This window comes from Terasakiella sp. SH-1, assembly GCF_004564135.1.
In the GTDB taxonomy this organism is placed as follows: Bacteria; Pseudomonadota; Alphaproteobacteria; order Rhodospirillales; family Terasakiellaceae; genus Terasakiella.
This window is the reverse complement of record NZ_CP038255.1, coordinates 112,614-129,343: the sequence shown is the minus strand read 5'-3', so window position 1 is coordinate 129,343 and position 16,730 is coordinate 112,614. Positions and strand designations below refer to the sequence as shown.

The 16,730-nt window shown below is 49.9% G+C and carries 17 protein-coding genes; 3 read left to right on the top strand and 14 right to left on the bottom strand.

All coding sequences use genetic code 11. The features are described 5' to 3' along the window. Positions 1-9: 9 nt before the first annotated feature. The 8 genes from E4K71_RS00655 to E4K71_RS00620 all read right to left on the bottom strand — a co-directional run bounded on the left by E4K71_RS00655 (position 10) and on the right by E4K71_RS00620 (position 7,779). The gene (locus E4K71_RS00655) at positions 10-2,679 is read right to left on the bottom strand and encodes a magnetochrome domain-containing protein (RefSeq protein ID WP_135075058.1); all 2,670 of its coding nucleotides are present in this window, start codon (positions 2,677-2,679) and stop codon (positions 10-12) included. Positions 2,680-2,685: 6 nt separating this feature from the next. Beyond that, positions 2,686-2,892, bottom strand: coding sequence for a magnetosome protein MamI (gene mamI / locus E4K71_RS00650; protein WP_135075055.1), 207 nt, complete (start codon positions 2,890-2,892; stop codon positions 2,686-2,688). A gap of 93 nt (positions 2,893-2,985) precedes the next feature. Beyond that, entirely contained in the window at positions 2,986-4,290 is a 1,305-nt protein-coding gene (mamH, locus tag E4K71_RS00645) for a magnetosome biogenesis transporter MamH (protein ID WP_135075052.1), read from the bottom strand. A gap of 99 nt (positions 4,291-4,389) precedes the next feature. After that, positions 4,390-4,707: a hypothetical protein gene (locus E4K71_RS00640; protein WP_240796854.1), complete on the bottom strand. Its 318-nt coding sequence runs from the start codon at positions 4,705-4,707 to the stop codon at positions 4,390-4,392. An 82-nt stretch (positions 4,708-4,789) separates the two neighbouring features. Further along, the gene (locus E4K71_RS00635; protein ID WP_206201929.1) at positions 4,790-5,452 is read right to left on the bottom strand and encodes a hypothetical protein; all 663 of its coding nucleotides are present in this window, start codon (positions 5,450-5,452) and stop codon (positions 4,790-4,792) included. Between the two features lie 28 nt (positions 5,453-5,480). Continuing rightward, positions 5,481-6,479, bottom strand: a complete 999-nt coding sequence (mamD, locus tag E4K71_RS00630; RefSeq protein ID WP_135075046.1) for a magnetosome protein MamD — start codon at positions 6,477-6,479, stop codon at positions 5,481-5,483. Positions 6,480-6,679: 200 nt separating this feature from the next. After that, a complete protein-coding gene (locus tag E4K71_RS00625; protein WP_135075043.1) occupies positions 6,680-7,213 on the bottom strand; it encodes a hypothetical protein in 534 nt (177 codons plus the stop codon). Positions 7,214-7,215: 2 nt separating this feature from the next. After that, positions 7,216-7,779 (bottom strand): hypothetical protein, encoded by a 564-nt coding sequence (locus tag E4K71_RS00620; protein ID WP_135075040.1) that lies wholly within the window; start codon positions 7,777-7,779, stop codon positions 7,216-7,218. A gap of 134 nt (positions 7,780-7,913) precedes the next feature. Here E4K71_RS00620 and E4K71_RS00615 point away from each other — a divergent pair, with 134 nt between their 5' ends. The 3 genes from E4K71_RS00615 (at position 7,914) to E4K71_RS00605 (ending at position 10,334) form a co-directional block, all read left to right on the top strand. After that, positions 7,914-8,333 (top strand): bacteriohemerythrin, encoded by a 420-nt coding sequence (locus tag E4K71_RS00615; protein ID WP_167730165.1) that lies wholly within the window; start codon positions 7,914-7,916, stop codon positions 8,331-8,333. Positions 8,334-8,438: 105 nt separating this feature from the next. Further along, complete coding sequence (locus tag E4K71_RS00610; protein WP_135075036.1) at positions 8,439-9,476, top strand: hypothetical protein; 1,038 nt, start codon at positions 8,439-8,441, stop codon at positions 9,474-9,476. A gap of 540 nt (positions 9,477-10,016) precedes the next feature. Beyond that, positions 10,017-10,334 carry a hypothetical protein gene (locus E4K71_RS00605; protein WP_135075034.1) on the top strand — a complete coding sequence of 106 codons (318 nt, stop codon included), beginning with the start codon at positions 10,017-10,019 and terminating at the stop codon, positions 10,332-10,334. A gap of 3 nt (positions 10,335-10,337) precedes the next feature. On the opposite strand, the gene E4K71_RS00600 is transcribed toward E4K71_RS00605, so the two are convergent. The 6 genes from E4K71_RS00600 to E4K71_RS00575 all read right to left on the bottom strand — a co-directional run bounded on the left by E4K71_RS00600 (position 10,338) and on the right by E4K71_RS00575 (position 16,724). Continuing rightward, positions 10,338-11,396 carry an SO_0444 family Cu/Zn efflux transporter gene (locus tag E4K71_RS00600; RefSeq protein ID WP_135075032.1) on the bottom strand — a complete coding sequence of 353 codons (1,059 nt, stop codon included), beginning with the start codon at positions 11,394-11,396 and terminating at the stop codon, positions 10,338-10,340. Between the two features lie 15 nt (positions 11,397-11,411). Next, on the bottom strand, positions 11,412-11,564 hold the full coding sequence (locus E4K71_RS00595) for a FeoB-associated Cys-rich membrane protein (RefSeq protein WP_135075029.1): 153 nt from the start codon (positions 11,562-11,564) through the stop codon (positions 11,412-11,414). A 110-nt stretch (positions 11,565-11,674) separates the two neighbouring features. Next, entirely contained in the window at positions 11,675-13,810 is a 2,136-nt protein-coding gene (gene feoB, locus E4K71_RS00590) for a ferrous iron transport protein B (protein ID WP_240796853.1), read from the bottom strand. A gap of 24 nt (positions 13,811-13,834) precedes the next feature. After that, positions 13,835-14,068, bottom strand: a complete 234-nt coding sequence (locus E4K71_RS00585; protein WP_135075026.1) for a ferrous iron transport protein A — start codon at positions 14,066-14,068, stop codon at positions 13,835-13,837. Positions 14,069-14,457: 389 nt separating this feature from the next. Further along, positions 14,458-15,975, bottom strand: a complete 1,518-nt coding sequence (locus E4K71_RS00580) for a pentapeptide repeat-containing protein (RefSeq protein WP_167730162.1) — start codon at positions 15,973-15,975, stop codon at positions 14,458-14,460. A 164-nt stretch (positions 15,976-16,139) separates the two neighbouring features. After that, positions 16,140-16,724 (bottom strand): response regulator, encoded by a 585-nt coding sequence (locus E4K71_RS00575; RefSeq protein ID WP_135075020.1) that lies wholly within the window; start codon positions 16,722-16,724, stop codon positions 16,140-16,142. Positions 16,725-16,730: the final 6 nt, after the last annotated feature.

Here is a 16,730-nt window from a genome sequence, read left to right as displayed (position 1 = left end):
TAACGCTGATCAGCGCAACACAAGGAACTTTTCTTGGCCTGCACGATCAATTCTCAAAACGATCATACGCTCTTCTCGCGCTTTTTTAATCGCTTTATTGAATTTCTTCGCATTTTTGGCAGAACGGGCATTGACCTCAAGAATCACATCATTGCGCATGACCCCCGCACGTTCAGCAGGGGAGCCCCGTGTCACATCCCCCACAATGGCCCCACCGGGTTGTTTACCCATCGGAGAGTCTGCCGGGGTGGGACGGCGGAAGTTTTCAACCTCAATGCCACGCCAGTTAAATTCTGTCGGAACAGGTTGTTTGATCTGTGCCTGTGCTTTTTTGCGCAAGGTTGGTGTGTTCGGCTTTTGCTGAACCGCAGCTTGCTGCATGGTCTGCATATCTTTCAGGGTTGGAGCTTTTTTCTTGATCAATTCAAGATCAGCACGACGCCCTTTATGCATCACCGTCAAACGCACCGGATCCCCGACAAGGATTTTGTCCATCGCTTGCGTCATCTCTAACGGAGAATTCACACGACGCCCATCCACACGCAGGATAATGTCACTGATTTTAATCCCAGCCATATCCGCTGGTGAATTTGGCATAACTTTATTTACAAAGACGCCTCGCCCCGGACTGGGACCATTGTGCTGCACCAACGGTGAATCGATTGGCAGAACACTAGCGCCCTGGATAAAAAAATCGCGGGCCGGCAATGTAGCTTTATTCATTTCCTTTGTCATACCACCGAATTGCGGGGCTGCTACATTCAGGCCGAAGGATTTGTTCGGACCTGCAAAGGAATAGTTAAAAGCCGCTGGCGTTGCTCCACCTGCCCCAATGATCTGGTGACAAGTTGCACAGTTCATGGTCTCACGCCCATCTGTATGGGGTGGCTTGGCATTGGCCGGAATTGGCGGTGCCCCAGTGGGCTGTGTCATGGCAACCGGACGACCTGCGGGCTGTCCACCGCCATTGATCTGGTGACACATCGCACAATTCATCTTGGCACGTTCATCATTATGCGGGTTACGCGCATTGGCCGCAATCGGGGGACCTTGACGCATCTGACGTTTGGTCAAGGCCACAGCTTGCATGGCAGGCTGACCACCTGCTGCGGCTTGCTGGCCGTTGCCTGTGAATTGGTGACACATGGCACAATTCATCTGCGCACGTTCATCATTATGCGGGTTACGTGCATTCGGTGCAATCGGCGGGCCTTGGCGCATCTGACGTTTGGTCAAAGCCACAACCTGCATGCCCGGACGCTTACCATTTGCGGTTTTCGGGCCCCCATTAATCTGGTGACACATGGCACAGTTCATTTGATCACGCTCATCGCCATGCGGGCTTTTGGCATTGGCTGCAATCGGTGGGCCTTGACGCATCTGACGCTTGGTCAAAGCCACAGTCTGTGCCGCAACACCACCACCTGTGATCTGGTGACAAGTCTGACAATCCATCATTTCACGGCCATCCGTATGCGGCGGCTTGGCATTGGCTGCAATCGGCGGTGCCATCGCGCCCCCTTGCGGCATCGCCACAGTCTGCATCATCGGTTTTTTAACGCGTGTCGGCAGGCCATTGATTTGTTCGAGCAAGAAAGTACGAACCTGATTACTGGGAACAGCAAAACCAATCCCGGCAAAAGAGCCTGTTGGCGTATAGATCGCCGTATTAATCCCGACGACCTGACCCATTGCACCGACAAGCGGGCCACCGGAGTTCCCCTGGTTAATGGCCGCATCTGTCTGCAACAGGTTCGCGTGCGTAATATTTTCAATGGTCAATGATTTACGCTTGGCAGAGATAATGCCACGGCTGACCGTTTGGCTGAGACCAAAGGGGCTGCCCACAGCGATCACCTCATCGGCAACCTTGACCAGATCACTGTTGGCCAGAATACCTGCTGTCAGTGGTTTTTTCGGTTCGATTTTCAGCAACGCCAAATCAAGCACTTCATCGAGCTTGATAACGGTTGCAGGATAACGATCTGTCAAATCACCCGTAAAGACATTTACGGTGACGGAACCAGCGTCCCGGATGATGTGATAGTTCGTTACAATGTATCCGTCGTCGCGCACAATTACGCCGGAACCGATATTCTCAAAAGAACGCCCGGAAAACGGATTACTGAAAATATTACCCATAGCCGGATTAGGCTTATTTTGTGGTGCTTGTGGACCGACCCCACGAACAGCTGAAATATTGACCACACTATCGTGGATCACATCAGCAACAGAGGCAAAACCACCCTTGAGCGCCTTAGGTGCTTTCTTGCCACCTGGCATCGCCACAGGCATAGCAACCGGCATACCAGCTTGACCCATCGGCATTGCAGCCGGGATCAGCGGGTTCCCCATAGAAGGAACAGACACACCAAAGCCCGGTGCAGCCCCACCCGGTTGGCGCGGGAACCAGTTCACCAGCTGCGCCTTGGGACCCGTGGGCTGGGCAAACTGCTTTGACGTTTCAGTCACAGCAGTGTCATTGCCCAGTGCCACAGCAGCGGTTTCAACACCGATGCCTTCTTTGTAATAGTTGATATACCAGAAGGTACCAACAAGGATCATGGCAGCGATCAAACCGACAAACAGAAGGTATTTGCGGATTTCAAGGCTGCAATATTCTGGAACGTTGTCTTCCAGTTCGTCTTCCAGATCCAATAATACTTTTTGATCTTCCACTGTGAATTATCCTTCACCGTTAAGTAGGTCTTCGTCATCGACAGGTTTGTCTTCACGTACTTTGGACAGGCCAGCTGCAACAGCGACAATACCCAAAATAACGAGAATGATAGGCACCAAGCCACGCATTAGCTCGGTTACAGACCACCACCAGGCAGCCATCGCCCAAAGACCCAATGAAATGGCCACCAGGCCAAAAATCACGACAGGCATTAATTGTCATCCTCTCATTTTGTTTCTTCCTTCATAAATAAAAGAAGAAACTTTGCAAAAAAATGCTGATCGTCAATTTGCGATCAAAATTTCTTACTGTTCAAACACCTTGTTGATGTCTTCCCCATCTTCCAGCGTGTCTTCACAAATCTGTTCGTCCGTTCCATCACCGCGCAACACCCAAATGCCATAAGTCACAACAGCGAAGTTCGCCACACCGATTAGCACAAACGGGGCATGGGGTCCAATATGGTCAAATAGGAAGCCGCCAATCTGAACAAAAATCACAATACCGATGCCGCCAACCACGTTGAACATGCCCAGCATGGAACCGCGAATATCCTTTGGCGTCAAATCAATGGTCAGAACCTGCGGCGCCACAAGGCAGCCAGCCTGGCCCAAGGCAGCTAAAACCAAAAACGGGACAATTTCCCACTCAAACGGATTGACGATGAAGCCCAACCCAACGAATCCAACACCGGAAAAGGCCATACCAAGAGCCAGGGTTTTCACACGACCCATGACCTCAATGGCACGTCCCCATGCCGGAAGGGAAACCAGAACCACAATACCGACCAGACCGATGAGAGAACCAGCTTCCGCAGCGGCCACTTCCTGTTCGATTTTCACCAGATCGGCAAAGTAGATAAACCACATCATCAGGAACAGCCCGATGAACACCATGTCAGCACGGGCAAAAAAGGCACTGGCAAAGCTCAGACGCAGGCGATCATCTTTTTTGAGATGCTCAAGAATACGCTTCCACGGAAATGCTTTCTTTTCCAGCTTGGGCGCGATATCGACCAGACAACGATGCGAAACATAGGCCCCGATCAAAGCCACCCCTGCGGTCAAAACCATGACAACGATATAGCCTGTATATTGTGGCATCTGCATCAAGATGGCGTAAACGAGGGTTCCCCCCAAGGCCATCATAAAGGCCATATTCGCCATAAAGCGAGGACGATTATCAAAATCTGTCCCATCCCCTGCCAAAGCAGAGATTTGCGGCCAGACCGCGCCTGTGCCCAGGGACATGATGATGCGCATGATATAATAGAATGCCAGACCGCCGATCCCTGTCCAGACACCGATTTGGGCACTGGCAGGTGCCAGCAAGGCACCAAGGGCGGCAACAAGGAAGCCGATTGTGGCAATCGGCACCCGGCCAAAACGATCCGACAAATAGCCCAGATAGAAGATCAAGGCGAGATCGAGGATCTCTGTCACAACCTGTACGCTGGCATTTACCGCACCGGCTGTTTCAAAAGAAATATCCAGAACATTGCGCAAGAACAACGGCTGAACAGCAATTGCCAAAGTCATAAAGACCATGCAGATCGCCGACAGGAAATATAAGGCGTTACGTTGTTCTCGTTCGAAAGAGTGATCTGACATAATTTTCTTTAGTCGATTCGTTTTTCTTACATTAAAAAGTCGCTACAGCCGATAAAAAACAGCTGAAGCGACTTGTGTTATTCAGGTCTTCACCAAGATTTAAATCTTTGTAGAAACACCATAAATAAACGGAAGCTTCCATGCGCGGTTCAGCATCACAGATACAAAACCGATCAGAGAAAACATGACGATTGCCATGGCAGACACACTGAAGAACCACTTGCCAAGACCCGGCAGGTGCAGTGCAAAGACAGCCAGAACGCCCCAGACCCAAATAACCAGGCCCTGTTTCGCGTGAAAATAGACAAACTCGTCATCTTTGTTAGAAAACAGAGGTACAAAGCACAAAATACCGAGATAGCTCATCGCTGCCATGATGCGAGACTTCATCCCACCATTACTTTGAACTGTTGACATAACCATATCCATTGGTTCCTTAAAATATTACTTCCGACTGGCCGCCAAAATAAACGGCCAGCCCCCAAAACTCAGCCTACCCTTAGCTGAGTGCCTCTTGAATTTCAGCGTCTGTTTCAGACTGGTCGATACCCGCATTTTTCTTGCGCATATAACCATAGACCGCCAGAGCACCAATAGCTGCAACCGCAACCGGTGCCCAGAAGCTCAGCCCCAGACCAAAACCAACAGTTTTGGCTGTCGCCGCAGCAGCCCCAGTGCCAGAAGCAGCCTTCGTTGCTGCCGCTTTGCCTGTTGTTGCCGCAGCCGCCTTCGCCGTAGCTGCTTTGGTTGCACCAGCTTTTGCCGTTGTCGCTGCAGCAGCTTTACCCGTTGCACCAGCACCATTAGCTGTTGCCTTGGCCGCCATAGCCTTACCGCCGTTTGCCGCTACACCTTTACCGGCAGCACCTTTCGCAGCGCCACCTTTTGCAGCCATGCCTTTGCCCGCAGCCTTGCCGCCAGCATTACGCATGCCTTCGCGTTCCATTTCACCGCGAGCGGCCTGCGCAGCACCACCTTTGGCACCTGCACCTTTGCCAGCCATGCCTTTTGCACCGGCTTTACCGCCTGCATTACGCATACCTTCGCGTTCCATTTCACGACGTGCAGCGCCCGCAGCACCAGCTTTAGCAGCACCAGTGCCTTTACCAGCACCGGCACCTGCCACACAAGCTGCTGCATTACCACCATTCATCGCAACCATCCGCTAAATTCCTTTTTTTCCCCTAGATTTAGGCCGGAGCCACATTACCGCTTGGTGCTGGCGGGTTGATCAATGCTTCTGTGGCATCCAACTCTTCCGCTTCACACTCTTCGGCGTCTTTATTACGCTTGTACAGGAAGTACCCGCCTGTTGCAGCCGCTGCTGTCAACAAAACCGGACCCAACGCACCAAGACCGAGGCCGAGACCAAGGCTCAGACCTGTACCAGTCCAAATTGTACCGCTTGCTGCTGTACCGGCCGCTGCCGCACCCGCAGAAGCTGCCGCAGCCTTACCAGCTGCTGCTTTACCTGCTGTCGCTGCTGCCGCTTTGGTTGCTACTGCTTTTGTCGCAACCGCTTTTGTCGCAGCCGTTTTGGCAACAGTTGTTGCTGCTGCATTACCAGCCGCATCTGCACCGATAATCGCAACTGGGGCTGCCGCAGCCGCGCCTTTTGTTACAACACCGGCAGAACCGATTGTCGTCTTACCGATCATCAAACCTTTGCTCGCTGCCGCACCACCTTTGGCCGCAGCCGCCGCACCAGTCTTAACACCCGCACCTTTAAGAGGTTCAAGCACCAGCATGTTATTTGCAAGGTTATTGCCCATAACCGGCGCTTTACCGATTACGAAAGCTTTACCTTGGAACGCTTGCAGCTGAGCTGCTGCTTTTGTGTTTGCCAGCTTAACCGCAACCGTACCTTTTGTACCTGCTGCCGCAGCACCAGCGGCTGCTGAACCAGCCTTGGCCGGATAGAGCGCCATGTACTTCATGCCAGCGTTGCCCAGAACCGGAGACTTACCGAATGTAAAAGTCTTACCCACCAAAGACGGCAATTGCTGGCCCGCACCAGTCACTTTAACCATAACAGTTTTGGAACCCGCACCAGAGCCTGCTGGGTGCAACACCAGCCAGTTGGTCAAGCCTTTTGCGCCGCCACCAGCTTTGGTGACTTCACCGACTTTCCATGTCTTGCCAACAAGTGCAGGAACTGATCTCGCTTGTTCCGCTTTAAGTAATAACATTCAGGTACCCCCGATAAATCTAGATGTTTATTTGCACCTAACATACATAAGCATTCACTTTTAAGCAAGTTTAAAAAGCCCAAAAAGCCAGTTGCAAGTCATTATTAACACTGGTGTTTTCCGCAGTTTTCCGGTGTTTTTCGCCCCTTTAAAACCTCACCAATCTTAGGGGTTTTTATCTTTTTCGATAAAACGCATTCTCAACCAAGACTGGAAACAAGCTTTTTCTTCTTTTTCTCCAGAAATTCACGAATCTGGTTTTGCGCCATGGTTTTGTCTTCAACAGCCATTTCTTCAAAATGTACAATGATTTGTTCAAACTCATCATCAATCTGACGCACCACCTCATTGCGCATCCCCGCCAATGCGCTTTGATAGTCCTGATTAAAGCGTTCTTCGAGGCGTTTTTTCTCTTCAACCGACCAGTCCATGACTTCGGCCAGCGCCCTTTTCTTTTGTTCTTCCAAGGCCCCATTCATTTCTGTCAGCTTTTGTTCACGATAGGTATTCAGGTCATTTTCCATGGCCTGCACCTGCTTAAGCATCTCGCGCTCTTTTTCAGTCATCGGTTGAAAAGCTTGCGCCGCACCTTGCGCCCCCTGTTTTTGTAAAAGGTCCGGTTTCTTTTTATCCTTCACCTTACGGCGCACGGTAATATTATGTTTTTCATCAACGGCCTGAATCAAAACGGCCGTTCCGAAAAAAGTCCAAAAAGCATAAGTCGCAGAAAGCATTATCATACCCCGTCAATGCGTGTTTGCAGTTCGATCCAGGCCATCCAGCTGTTTTCATTATCCTGAAATCGTTCCAAAGCAATTACTACCTGATCCCCGTCACTATCGCGCACATGTGCCTCTTCAACAATGAAGCGGTGCTTAGTGAGAGAGACGGTGATTTCCTTTATTGTATCGCCATTAAAATTCGGCGCATCAAAAATTACTTCTTTGGTCGTAATATTTTTCACAACCGCCGCACAGCTTTCTCCGGCCAAATTCACCCATGTCACACTCATTGCACCCTCAGGAACACAGACATGCCCAAATGATATTTTGGGAGGCTGCACCAAAGGCCCCTCCTCCTCTATTTCCTCGCTGATATCTGTTTCAATTTCTTCTTCAGGTTTCGGTGAAACAGAAGGGGGCAAAAAACGATGCACCGCATATCCCAAGGCAACAAACAGGGCAATCAGGAAAAAAAATACAAACCAGACAGCAATATCTGAACTATTGTTCATATAATATTGCGCGTGTGTGATTTCCTCAGAAGTCTTTGTAATCAGCTGACTTTGCCAAAGAGCCATCTTAAATTCTTTCCCATTTCATCTCAATGCCCCCTTACAATAGCTTGCCCAACCTTTGATAGCCAGACTTGACTTAAACAAAACAGACTGCCTATTCTACCCTCACAGATGATCACAACCCATTGAGGTATAAGGTGTTTATTCAACTCACAGACGAATATCTACTGGGCGTACAAGTCATTGATGAACAACATCGGCAACTTTGTGGGTGGATTAATACGCTTCACGACCATCTTTCGCAAAAGCTCAGTACGCAAGAAATTACAGACACACTGAATAATCTGTCTGATTACACGCAGGAACATTTTTCTTTTGAAGAAAAAACCATGCATCAGGCAGGCTATCCTGAATTTGCCCTTCATATTAAAGAGCATCGCACCTTCCTTGTAAAAATTGAAGAGCTGATGGATGAATATCTTTTACTGGATGAAGAGGATCTGGAACCTTTTGCCAATAAGCTCACCGCTTATTTAAAAGAATGGATTTTGCACCACATTATGGAAGAGGATATGAAAATTCGTGATGTCCTTCAAAACAGTGCGAAAAGTGAATAAAATCCGCCTCTTAATATTGCACTGCCCTGCGTAATTGCATAAAGTCTAGAAAAGGGTTATAGCGCGAATTTGGGTCGCGCTTTTCATGCGTGAGGGTAAATCGACATGATCAAGCATCTTCTTCAAGGCAAAGCCTTTCAAACGGGTTTTATCGTCCCTTCTCTGATTTGGACATTCGTTTGGGCAAGCTACATTTCGGTTTACATGGGCTGGGGGAACTTCTTCTACCTCCTGCCCCATGAAGTTGCCGGGGTCTTATCTGCCTTTATCTTCCCACCTTTCCTGCTGTTTGTTGTTGTGGTCGGATTGTCTTTTTATCAGGACATCCTGCAAAAAAATAAAGAACTGGTCGAAAAGCTGGCCCTGCACTCCAAAGCGCAATCAGACGAATTTTCCCAACTGAAATCCGATCAGGTTAAAGAGAGCGAAGCCCTGTCCGCCATGTCAGACCTGCTTGGGAAAATCTCCCAAAGCGGCACAGCCAATCAACAAGCGCTGATCGAAAACGGGGAAATGCACCGTGCCTTTGCTTCGGCCCTGAACAGCCATCATGCTGATCTGGGGTCCATAGAACATAAACTTTCCATGCTGGTGCAACTGGAAACAGAACGCGATGAACGCGCCAAACGCGCACAAGAAGAACTGGAAAATGATCCGCTTAAGGCGATCACCCAGCAAACCACCCTGCTGGGCATGTTTGACATTATCCTCAACGACACCAACGTCTCCGCCACCCGCTTGCTGGTGAACCTGCTGGACGGTAACGGCCATCCCAAAACAGAAAGCCTGCAACTGGTCCAAGGCTTGATGAGTGCCTATAGCGTGGGGGAAAAAAATGTCTTCCTTACCGTTTTATCCCAACAAATTGCCGCGTCGAAAAATGGGGTGAAGCCATTGGCCGACCTGAGTGTGAAATCCGAACTGGTCCGCGCTGATATCGCCAAAGTCTTAAAATCAGCCCAGGATGTGGAAAATGCTCTGGCCCTGTGTAAAGAAGGCGACCTGACCAAAACAGCCTTTAATGATGCGCCGCTCAAAACATTGGCCCTGCAACTGGATAAAGAATTCTATGCCGATGGTTCTGCCAAAAACGGCCCGCGCACGGTAAAATCCACCTCCAGCCCTTTTAAGGCCATGTCCTAAAAGCTGAAAAACCCACACACGAAACACCGCCAGTTCAGAACAGTCTGCTGGCGGTTTTTTGTTGCCCGATCATCCCCCCCATCCCCCACCTGTCGTCCTCGCGGATGCGGGGACCTTTTTGATGACGGACAAAGATCCCCAGTCAAGCTGGGGATGACGCGCCTCATCCCCGTCATCGCGCACCTGTTGCGCGACAACCTTGGAAAGGCAATCTCTGGCCCATCGGGATTGTCCCGGAATAAATCCGGGATGACGACAGATGGTTTGGACCTTTTTCCAATCCCCCCTTGTTCCCCACGGTTTTTCACCTTATGGTGAAGATGACGTTTAGCAACGTTCTGTTAGCGGTTTACTGCCCCCGACTGGGCGGTCTTTGTGTGTCTGTAAAACGGCATGCAAGGCTTTTCCTATGGTCGGGAGTGGGCTGAATATAACACCCTCGGGAAATAGGTCCGCATGTCTAACAGCATGTTGCTAAACTCCCGGTCACCAGAAAAAACTCTGGTGACCAGAGATGGAGTTTTAAAAAGGAAAAGCGACATGCATCTGGACCAAAACAACGATTACGACATCTTCATTAACCGTATTATCGACGCCCTGCGCGACCATACGGACCCCACCAAATCCACCGCAGATGAACGCAAAAGCGGGGCCAGCCTGTGGCGCACAACCACACCGCAGGATTATCTGGCAACACTCAGCCAAACGTATGGGGATAATCTGGATGCGGCCTTGCGCAAGCAAATCCATCATGCCTTGGATGATCAGGAAGTCGATGTGGCGTTTTTCCTGATTTTAACCCTGTCGCGCCTGCCGCTTTATCGCTTAAACGACACAGAACGCAGGCCGTGGGGATAAGGGTCAGCCGTTACTCGGGGCCAGCTTCGCACTGACAATGGCAGGGATGCGTTTCACAAACAGCAAGGCCAGCAAAATACCGCACGCCTCTTCCATTCCGGCGGGTAGAACATGGGCACTGGCTGCAAGTTCAGCCTGAATATCAATGGCCCACAGGTTCACCAATTGGTTGACGATAAAGCCAATGGCAAGACTGGAAACGCACACACCTGTCAGATACACCCACATGGTGCGGGTGCCCATTTCGTTGCGTACAACCGCAATGGTTGCCATGTTGGTTGCCGGACCAGCCAGTAAAAAGACCATCACGGCGCCGGGCGACACACCCGCCAACAAAAAACTGGCTGCCAAAGGGGTGGAAGCTGTAGCGCAAATATACATGGGAATTCCAACCACCAGCATGACCAACATGGCCAGCGGGCCGCTGCCCCATTCCACCAGCGCCTGTTCCGGTACATAGGTGGTGACAACACCGGCAATCAGCAAGCCGATGCCAAGCCACAGGGCGATATCATCCAGAATATCGCTGAGTGCATACGCAATTCCGTCATAGGTTTTGACAAAGGCATTGGGCTTTTTCGGCTCAACAGGCTTGGAAGACCCGCAACAGGTGCTGGTACAGCAGCTCGATGGTGCTGCGGCTGGCGTAGGCTTTTGATCTTCTTCGGGAAGGAACAAAGACAAAAGCCCGGTAAAGACCGCGCTGCTTACCGCAGCAATCGGGCGCACAATTGCCATGAACGGCCCCAGCAAAGCGTAGGATACGGCCACAGAATCAACCCCGGTTTCCGGAGTAGAGATCAAGAAAGACAGCGTGGCGGGGCGCGAGCCGCCTGCACGGCGCATACCGACGGCTGCGGGTAACACCCCACAAGAACATAAAGGTAAAGGCGCCCCAAACAAGGCTGCGCCGAAAATGGACCCAATACCCCGCCCGCCGACATATTTTTGCACGGCCTTTTCAGACATCCAGGCTTTGATCACACCGGCCATAATCAGGCCGAATAACAACCAGGGTGCAGCCTCTAGATAGAGGTGAAGCGTATTACCAAGCAGGTCCATTTTTGATCTTCTTGATTATTTTTTTTCAGTCGTGCTGCAGGTCGGCTGAGAGCTACAGCCCCCGCAACCACTGCCACAGCCATCACTGGGATTAAACTTGGTGCGGATATGACGCATCGCCAGAAAAACACAGACGGCAAAAATGATGGTGAGGATTAAAGCTTCCATTGTCACTACCTTTTGATATGAGAATAAGTCTCAATTTAAGCGATATTAGCAAAAAAAGGATCGAGGTGTAAATAATCACACGACGATCCTTTTTTAAGCCTGTCTAATTATCAGATCAATATATTCCCGATAATCGAAATAACGAAAGCCAAAGACCAGGCAACGGTAACGGAGAAGGCAACAGAGAAGCCTACCCATTTCCAGCCACCGGCTTCACGCTTGATCACCGCCAATGTGCTGAAGCACGGCGCATAAAGAAGCGCAAAGACCATGAAGGTAAAGGCAACAAGCGGCGTCATAATGCCCGTCATGGCTTCACGAAGGGAGACGGATTCTTCAGTAGATTCCTCATCCTGACCGTAAAGCACGGCATATGTGGCAACCACAACCTCTTTGGCAACAACGCCAGTCAGGATCGCAACGGTGTCTTTCCAGTTAAAGCCAAGCGGCTCAAACACGGGGGTTACGGCTACACCGATTTGACCCAGATAGCTTTTTTCCATTGTTTCCAGCGTCTGCTGGCGTGACAAGGCTGTAATCTGCTCGTTACGAGCCTCTGTTTCCGGCTGGGCCTGAAGCGCTTCGATGTTCGCTTCAAAATCCTGAGAATATTCAACATTCTGCGGGAAGGCTTGCAAGATCCAGATGATGATCGAACCAACAAGGATGATACCACCAACTTTCTTGATAAAGCCCATGGCCTTTTCAAACATATGGAAGAAAATGCCGCTGAATGTGGGTACGCGGAACGGCGGCAATTCCATAACAAAGGACTCGTTTTGCCCTTTGATAATAAATTTAGATAAGAAGATCGACGACAGCATGGCCACAACGATACTCAGCATATACATGGCAAAAACCATGGTCCCTGCGACATCGGCAAAGAAGGCCCCGGCAAACAGTACGAAAACCGGAAGACGCGCTGTACAAGCCATGAACGGGTTCACCAAAATGGCGATCAGGCGTGCACGCGGGCTTTCGATCGTGCGACACGCCATAATGGCGGGAACGTTACAGCCAAAGCCCATCACCAGCGGGATCATGGCTTTCCCGTGCAGACCAAAGGCATGCATGGTGCGATCCACCAAAAAGGCAGAACGGGCGAGATAACCGGTTTCGCTGAACACAGCCATAAAGAAGAACAGGATCACAATGTTGGGCAGGAAGATGATCGTGCCCCCAACCCCGGCCAAGATACCGTCAACCATCAGGTCACGCAGCAAGCCTTCGCTCATGGCGCCTGCAACAACATCGGTGAAATCACCCATCAGGCCATCAATCCAGTCCATCGGGTAAGTCCCCAATGTAAAGGTTGCTTCAAACATGGCCCAAATCAGGCCAAGGAAAATCGGCAGGCCGAGGAAACGATGCAAGAAGATGTGATCCAGTTTTTGTGTCAGGCTTGAAGATTGTTCAGACGTTGCAGGCAAAGTCACCGCTTCTTGAACAACACCGTTGATGAAACCGTAACGCCCTTGTGCAAACATCACTTCCGTGCTTTCACCATGGGTGCGTTCGATCTCTGCACGTTTGGCATCAACCGCTTCAATCAGTTCTGCATGTTCTGCTTCACGTTTAAGCAGGTCATCATCGCCTTCCATCAGCTTGATTGCCAACCAACGGGTCTGATGTTCATTCATCTCCCCAGGGTGAAGGTCAGAAATGATTTTCTGTACATCAACGATGGCTTCTTCAAGGTGGCTGTCATATTTGATGTTAATGCTGTCTTTGGGCAGACCTTTTTCCGCCATCTCAACAATGGTGTCGAGCAGCAGTTCAAAACCAAAACCTTTGCGCGCTTCTGTCTCCACCACCGGGCTGCCGAGGATTTCAGCCAGCGCGAGGGTGTCAAAAGAGATATCCTTGGCATTGGCTTCATCAATCATGTTGATGTCGTAAATGCGCGGCACACCCATTTCAATCAATTGGGTGGACAAAAACAGGCTACGCTGAATGTTTGTTGCATCCAGAACGTTCAGGATGAGATCCGGCTGTTCGTCCTGAATAAAATCACGGCCAACGATTTCTTCCGGGGACTGGGAGCTTAAAGAATAAATCCCCGGCAGATCAATCACATTGATCGTCCAGCCTTTATGGGTCAGCTTGCTGCCCTGTTTGTCAATTGTCACACGGGCATAGTTACCCACGCCTTTATGAGAGCCTGTCAGTTTATTCAACAGGGTCGTTTTACCACAGTTCGGGTTCCCCGCCAAGGCAACCGTCAAGGTCTTGGTTTGTGTGTTCACGAAATGTAACTCCGAATGCCTTGATTAAGGCTTTGTGCTGTCAACGGTGATATTGGCCGCTTCGTCATTGCGAAGAGACAGATCATAACCCAGCAAAGAATAGATGCGTGGATCACCCAATGGGGCCGTGTGAGACAAAGACACTTCAACGCCTTTGACAATCCCCATAGACAAGAGCTTACGCTTCAGAGTTGAATCGCCCCCGATTTGATTGATATAGGCCCGCTGGCCTTTTCCCAGATTTGCTAAAGTCGCCATATCTTACCTTCCAAACTTTAAGCAGTTTCCCCTATTGAATACATATGTAGGTATTCAATTTTCGCATCGTATTGCGACTTACTTGCACTGTCAACTACGTAGATTCCCTCTTTTACTTCATTATATTATAATGATACTAATAATTAGCATAAGAGCTTGCGCATACGGCCTTATATTATACCTCTGAAATATACTTTTTTACCCAAAAAGATAAATTGCACCGATTAACGTAGAAATCGAACCACCTTTAATTGCTTTACATGCACCTTTTTAATTATTTTGAAACTGAGTCAAGCTGCGCCTTATACAAAACGCTATCACGTTCGTGCTTTCTTGAAGCCATGAAAAAAGGCCCCTGATTTCTCAGGAGCCCTCTTCATTGGCTTGTCTTATTCAGCCCGTTCCTTAACAGCGTAACAGAGCACCTCAATGGTGGGTCCGTCTGCCTTGACACTGGCTTTCATCCAGCGCCGGGATACTTTGGTGAATTCAAACCTTTCAGTTCTGATTTCCGGTCGATTAAACAATTCATCCAAAATCAAAACTTCCCCCGGATTAGCCACAGGCATAAGCCGCGCCATGGGTGAAATTGAGGAAATAATCAAATCCTTAATTTCAGACCCGGCTTCCCCGGTTGAGGTCGCATTGCCCCAGTTGATGCCTACATAGGCATCGGTTTTCATGTCACGCAGGATATTGAGATACCCACGTGCACAAGTGATCGCCGTATTAGGGTTTTCAAAGGCACCGTAGAATGCATCTCCACGGGTTGCCATAGGTACCCCTTTTTGATCACTGCCATCCATAAAATACTGGTTATAACGACGCAACAGTCCGAGAAGGTCCTCTTCCTCCCCATGTTTTTTCTCGCTAAAGCCCGGTAAGCACAGGGTCAGGATCGCAAAATCCTTTGTTTCATAAACCTGATAGGCATCATCATCTGGCTTTTCAGGTTCAATCACTTCCTGCACTGGTGCGGGTGCGGGCATAGGTTCCGGCTCGGGCTCAGGTTCCGGGGCAAGCTGAACAATGGGTTCAGGCTCTGGAATGGGCTCGGGCTCGGGTTCAGGAATTGGTTCCGGCTCCATCACGGGTTCCATGACGGGTTCGGGTGCCACCTGTACCACAGGTTCCGGTTCCATAATCGGTTCCGGCATGGGCTGCGGTGCGGGCTGTGGCTGCGGGAAAGGCTCAACCGTTGCCGTTTGCATGGGCTGCGGCTGTGGCTGAGGTTGCGGCTGCTGAGGATAAGGATAGGGCTGGGCTTGCGGTTGTGGCACAGGCCCCATCTCCATCATTTCCTCTGGTTCGTCTTCTTCTGGCAGGTATAAATCAATGGAATGTTCCAATAACGTCCCACGAAGATCGGCCCCACCAAAAAAGGCACCGCTGGTATCGGTATTTTCAAAATTTGCCCCGGTCAAATCAGCATCGCGGAAATCCGCCCCTGCCAAATTCGCACGGGTTAAATTTGCACCGGACAAATTAACCCCGGTCAAACGCGCCCCACAAAGGTTCGCCCCGGTTAAATCCGCCCCCGTCATATTGGTTTTGCCCACAAGAGCAGCCCCTGACAGGTTGGTCCAGCGTAACTTACAGCCAGACAAGTTGGCTTTCATTAAGTAAGCCCCTGCACAGTTGGCCCTTTCCAGGTTGGCCCCGGCCAAGTTGATCCCTTCCATGTTGGATCCGGCCATATTGGCGCCTGAAAGATTGGCCCCGTTCAGGTTGGTTCGTTTAAGGTTGGCTTTGGTCAGGACAGCGCCCTGTAGGTCAATGCGAGCCAGATTAACTGCTCTGATCTCCGCATTGGACAGGTCCGGGGTCATCCCTTTTTCGGATTCACGCCACGCATTCCATTCCGATGAGCCCATCCCTAAATTCTGTAGGTGGTATACATTTGGCATCAGACCATAATCCTTACACATGCGCATTACCCTGGACAAAGCCATTCTAAGCCTCATCACAGTCTTACGCGTTCATTAAACTTGCCCAACAGACCTATCCGATTCTAGAATCGCACAGAGTCTCCTGATCGAGTTTATTGTGCCATTTTGGGATTAAAAAAGAGTTAACCTTGAGTCTCAACCTGAGTCTCAGCAAGGGTTTCAGACTCTTCGCGTGCCTGCTTTTGAAGGTTCTCTTTGCGGCGTTCTTGCTCAAAAAATTCCTTTTTGCGCCTGCGATCCGGGCCGGCATAGTTTTCAACTTCGATGAAGGGACGCGGATGGGTGATAACCGATGAGATATGGTCAAAGGTTTCTTTTGGTGAAACCGGCTTAACCATAAATTCATTCACACCAATATCACGTGCCATGCTGACATTTTTTTCACTGGCGTCCGCCGTCATCATGATAATCGGGATATGCTGGTAATCTTCAAAAGAAGAGGCTCGAATTTTCTTAACCAGATCAAAACCCGTATCATCCCCGCCCAAATCACTTTCAACCAGAATGATATCTGTATGTTTTTCATGTAAATGGGCATATGCCTGAATGGTACTGGGCGCAAAATCAATATCACGGGCATAAAAGTTCCGCAAAATGGTGCGCAATACCGTGGCTGCGCGGCGATCCTTATCCACAATCAAAAAAGAAAGATCGCGGAAATTTAAGCCAGTCGTATTATTTTGCGTATTTCCAGTTACATCATTCATACAGAG

Excerpts from the sequence above, each read along its gene's own strand:
- mamI (WP_135075055.1), bottom strand. The coding sequence starts at position 2,892 with ATGCCTGTCGTGATTTTTGGCCTGGTGGCCATTTCATTGGGTCTTTGG.
- mamH (WP_135075052.1), bottom strand. The coding sequence starts at position 4,290 with ATGTCAGATCACTCTTTCGAACGAGAACAACGTAACGCCTTATATTTC.
- E4K71_RS00640 (WP_240796854.1), bottom strand. The coding sequence starts at position 4,707 with ATGTCAACAGTTCAAAGTAATGGTGGGATGAAGTCTCGCATCATGGCA.
- E4K71_RS00635 (WP_206201929.1), bottom strand. The coding sequence starts at position 5,452 with ATGGTTGCGATGAATGGTGGTAATGCAGCAGCTTGTGTGGCAGGTGCC.
- mamD (WP_135075046.1), bottom strand. The coding sequence starts at position 6,479 with ATGTTATTACTTAAAGCGGAACAAGCGAGATCAGTTCCTGCACTTGTT.
- E4K71_RS00625 (WP_135075043.1), bottom strand. The coding sequence starts at position 7,213 with ATGCTTTCTGCGACTTATGCTTTTTGGACTTTTTTCGGAACGGCCGTT.
- E4K71_RS00620 (WP_135075040.1), bottom strand. The coding sequence starts at position 7,779 with ATGGCTCTTTGGCAAAGTCAGCTGATTACAAAGACTTCTGAGGAAATC.
- E4K71_RS00610 (WP_135075036.1), top strand. The coding sequence starts at position 8,439 with ATGATCAAGCATCTTCTTCAAGGCAAAGCCTTTCAAACGGGTTTTATC.
- E4K71_RS00605 (WP_135075034.1), top strand. The coding sequence starts at position 10,017 with ATGCATCTGGACCAAAACAACGATTACGACATCTTCATTAACCGTATT.
- E4K71_RS00600 (WP_135075032.1), bottom strand. The coding sequence starts at position 11,396 with ATGGACCTGCTTGGTAATACGCTTCACCTCTATCTAGAGGCTGCACCC.
- E4K71_RS00595 (WP_135075029.1), bottom strand. The coding sequence starts at position 11,564 with ATGGAAGCTTTAATCCTCACCATCATTTTTGCCGTCTGTGTTTTTCTG.
- E4K71_RS00585 (WP_135075026.1), bottom strand. The coding sequence starts at position 14,068 with ATGGCGACTTTAGCAAATCTGGGAAAAGGCCAGCGGGCCTATATCAAT.
- E4K71_RS00580 (WP_167730162.1), bottom strand. The coding sequence starts at position 15,975 with ATGCCAAATGTATACCACCTACAGAATTTAGGGATGGGCTCATCGGAA.
- E4K71_RS00575 (WP_135075020.1), bottom strand. The coding sequence starts at position 16,724 with ATGAATGATGTAACTGGAAATACGCAAAATAATACGACTGGCTTAAAT.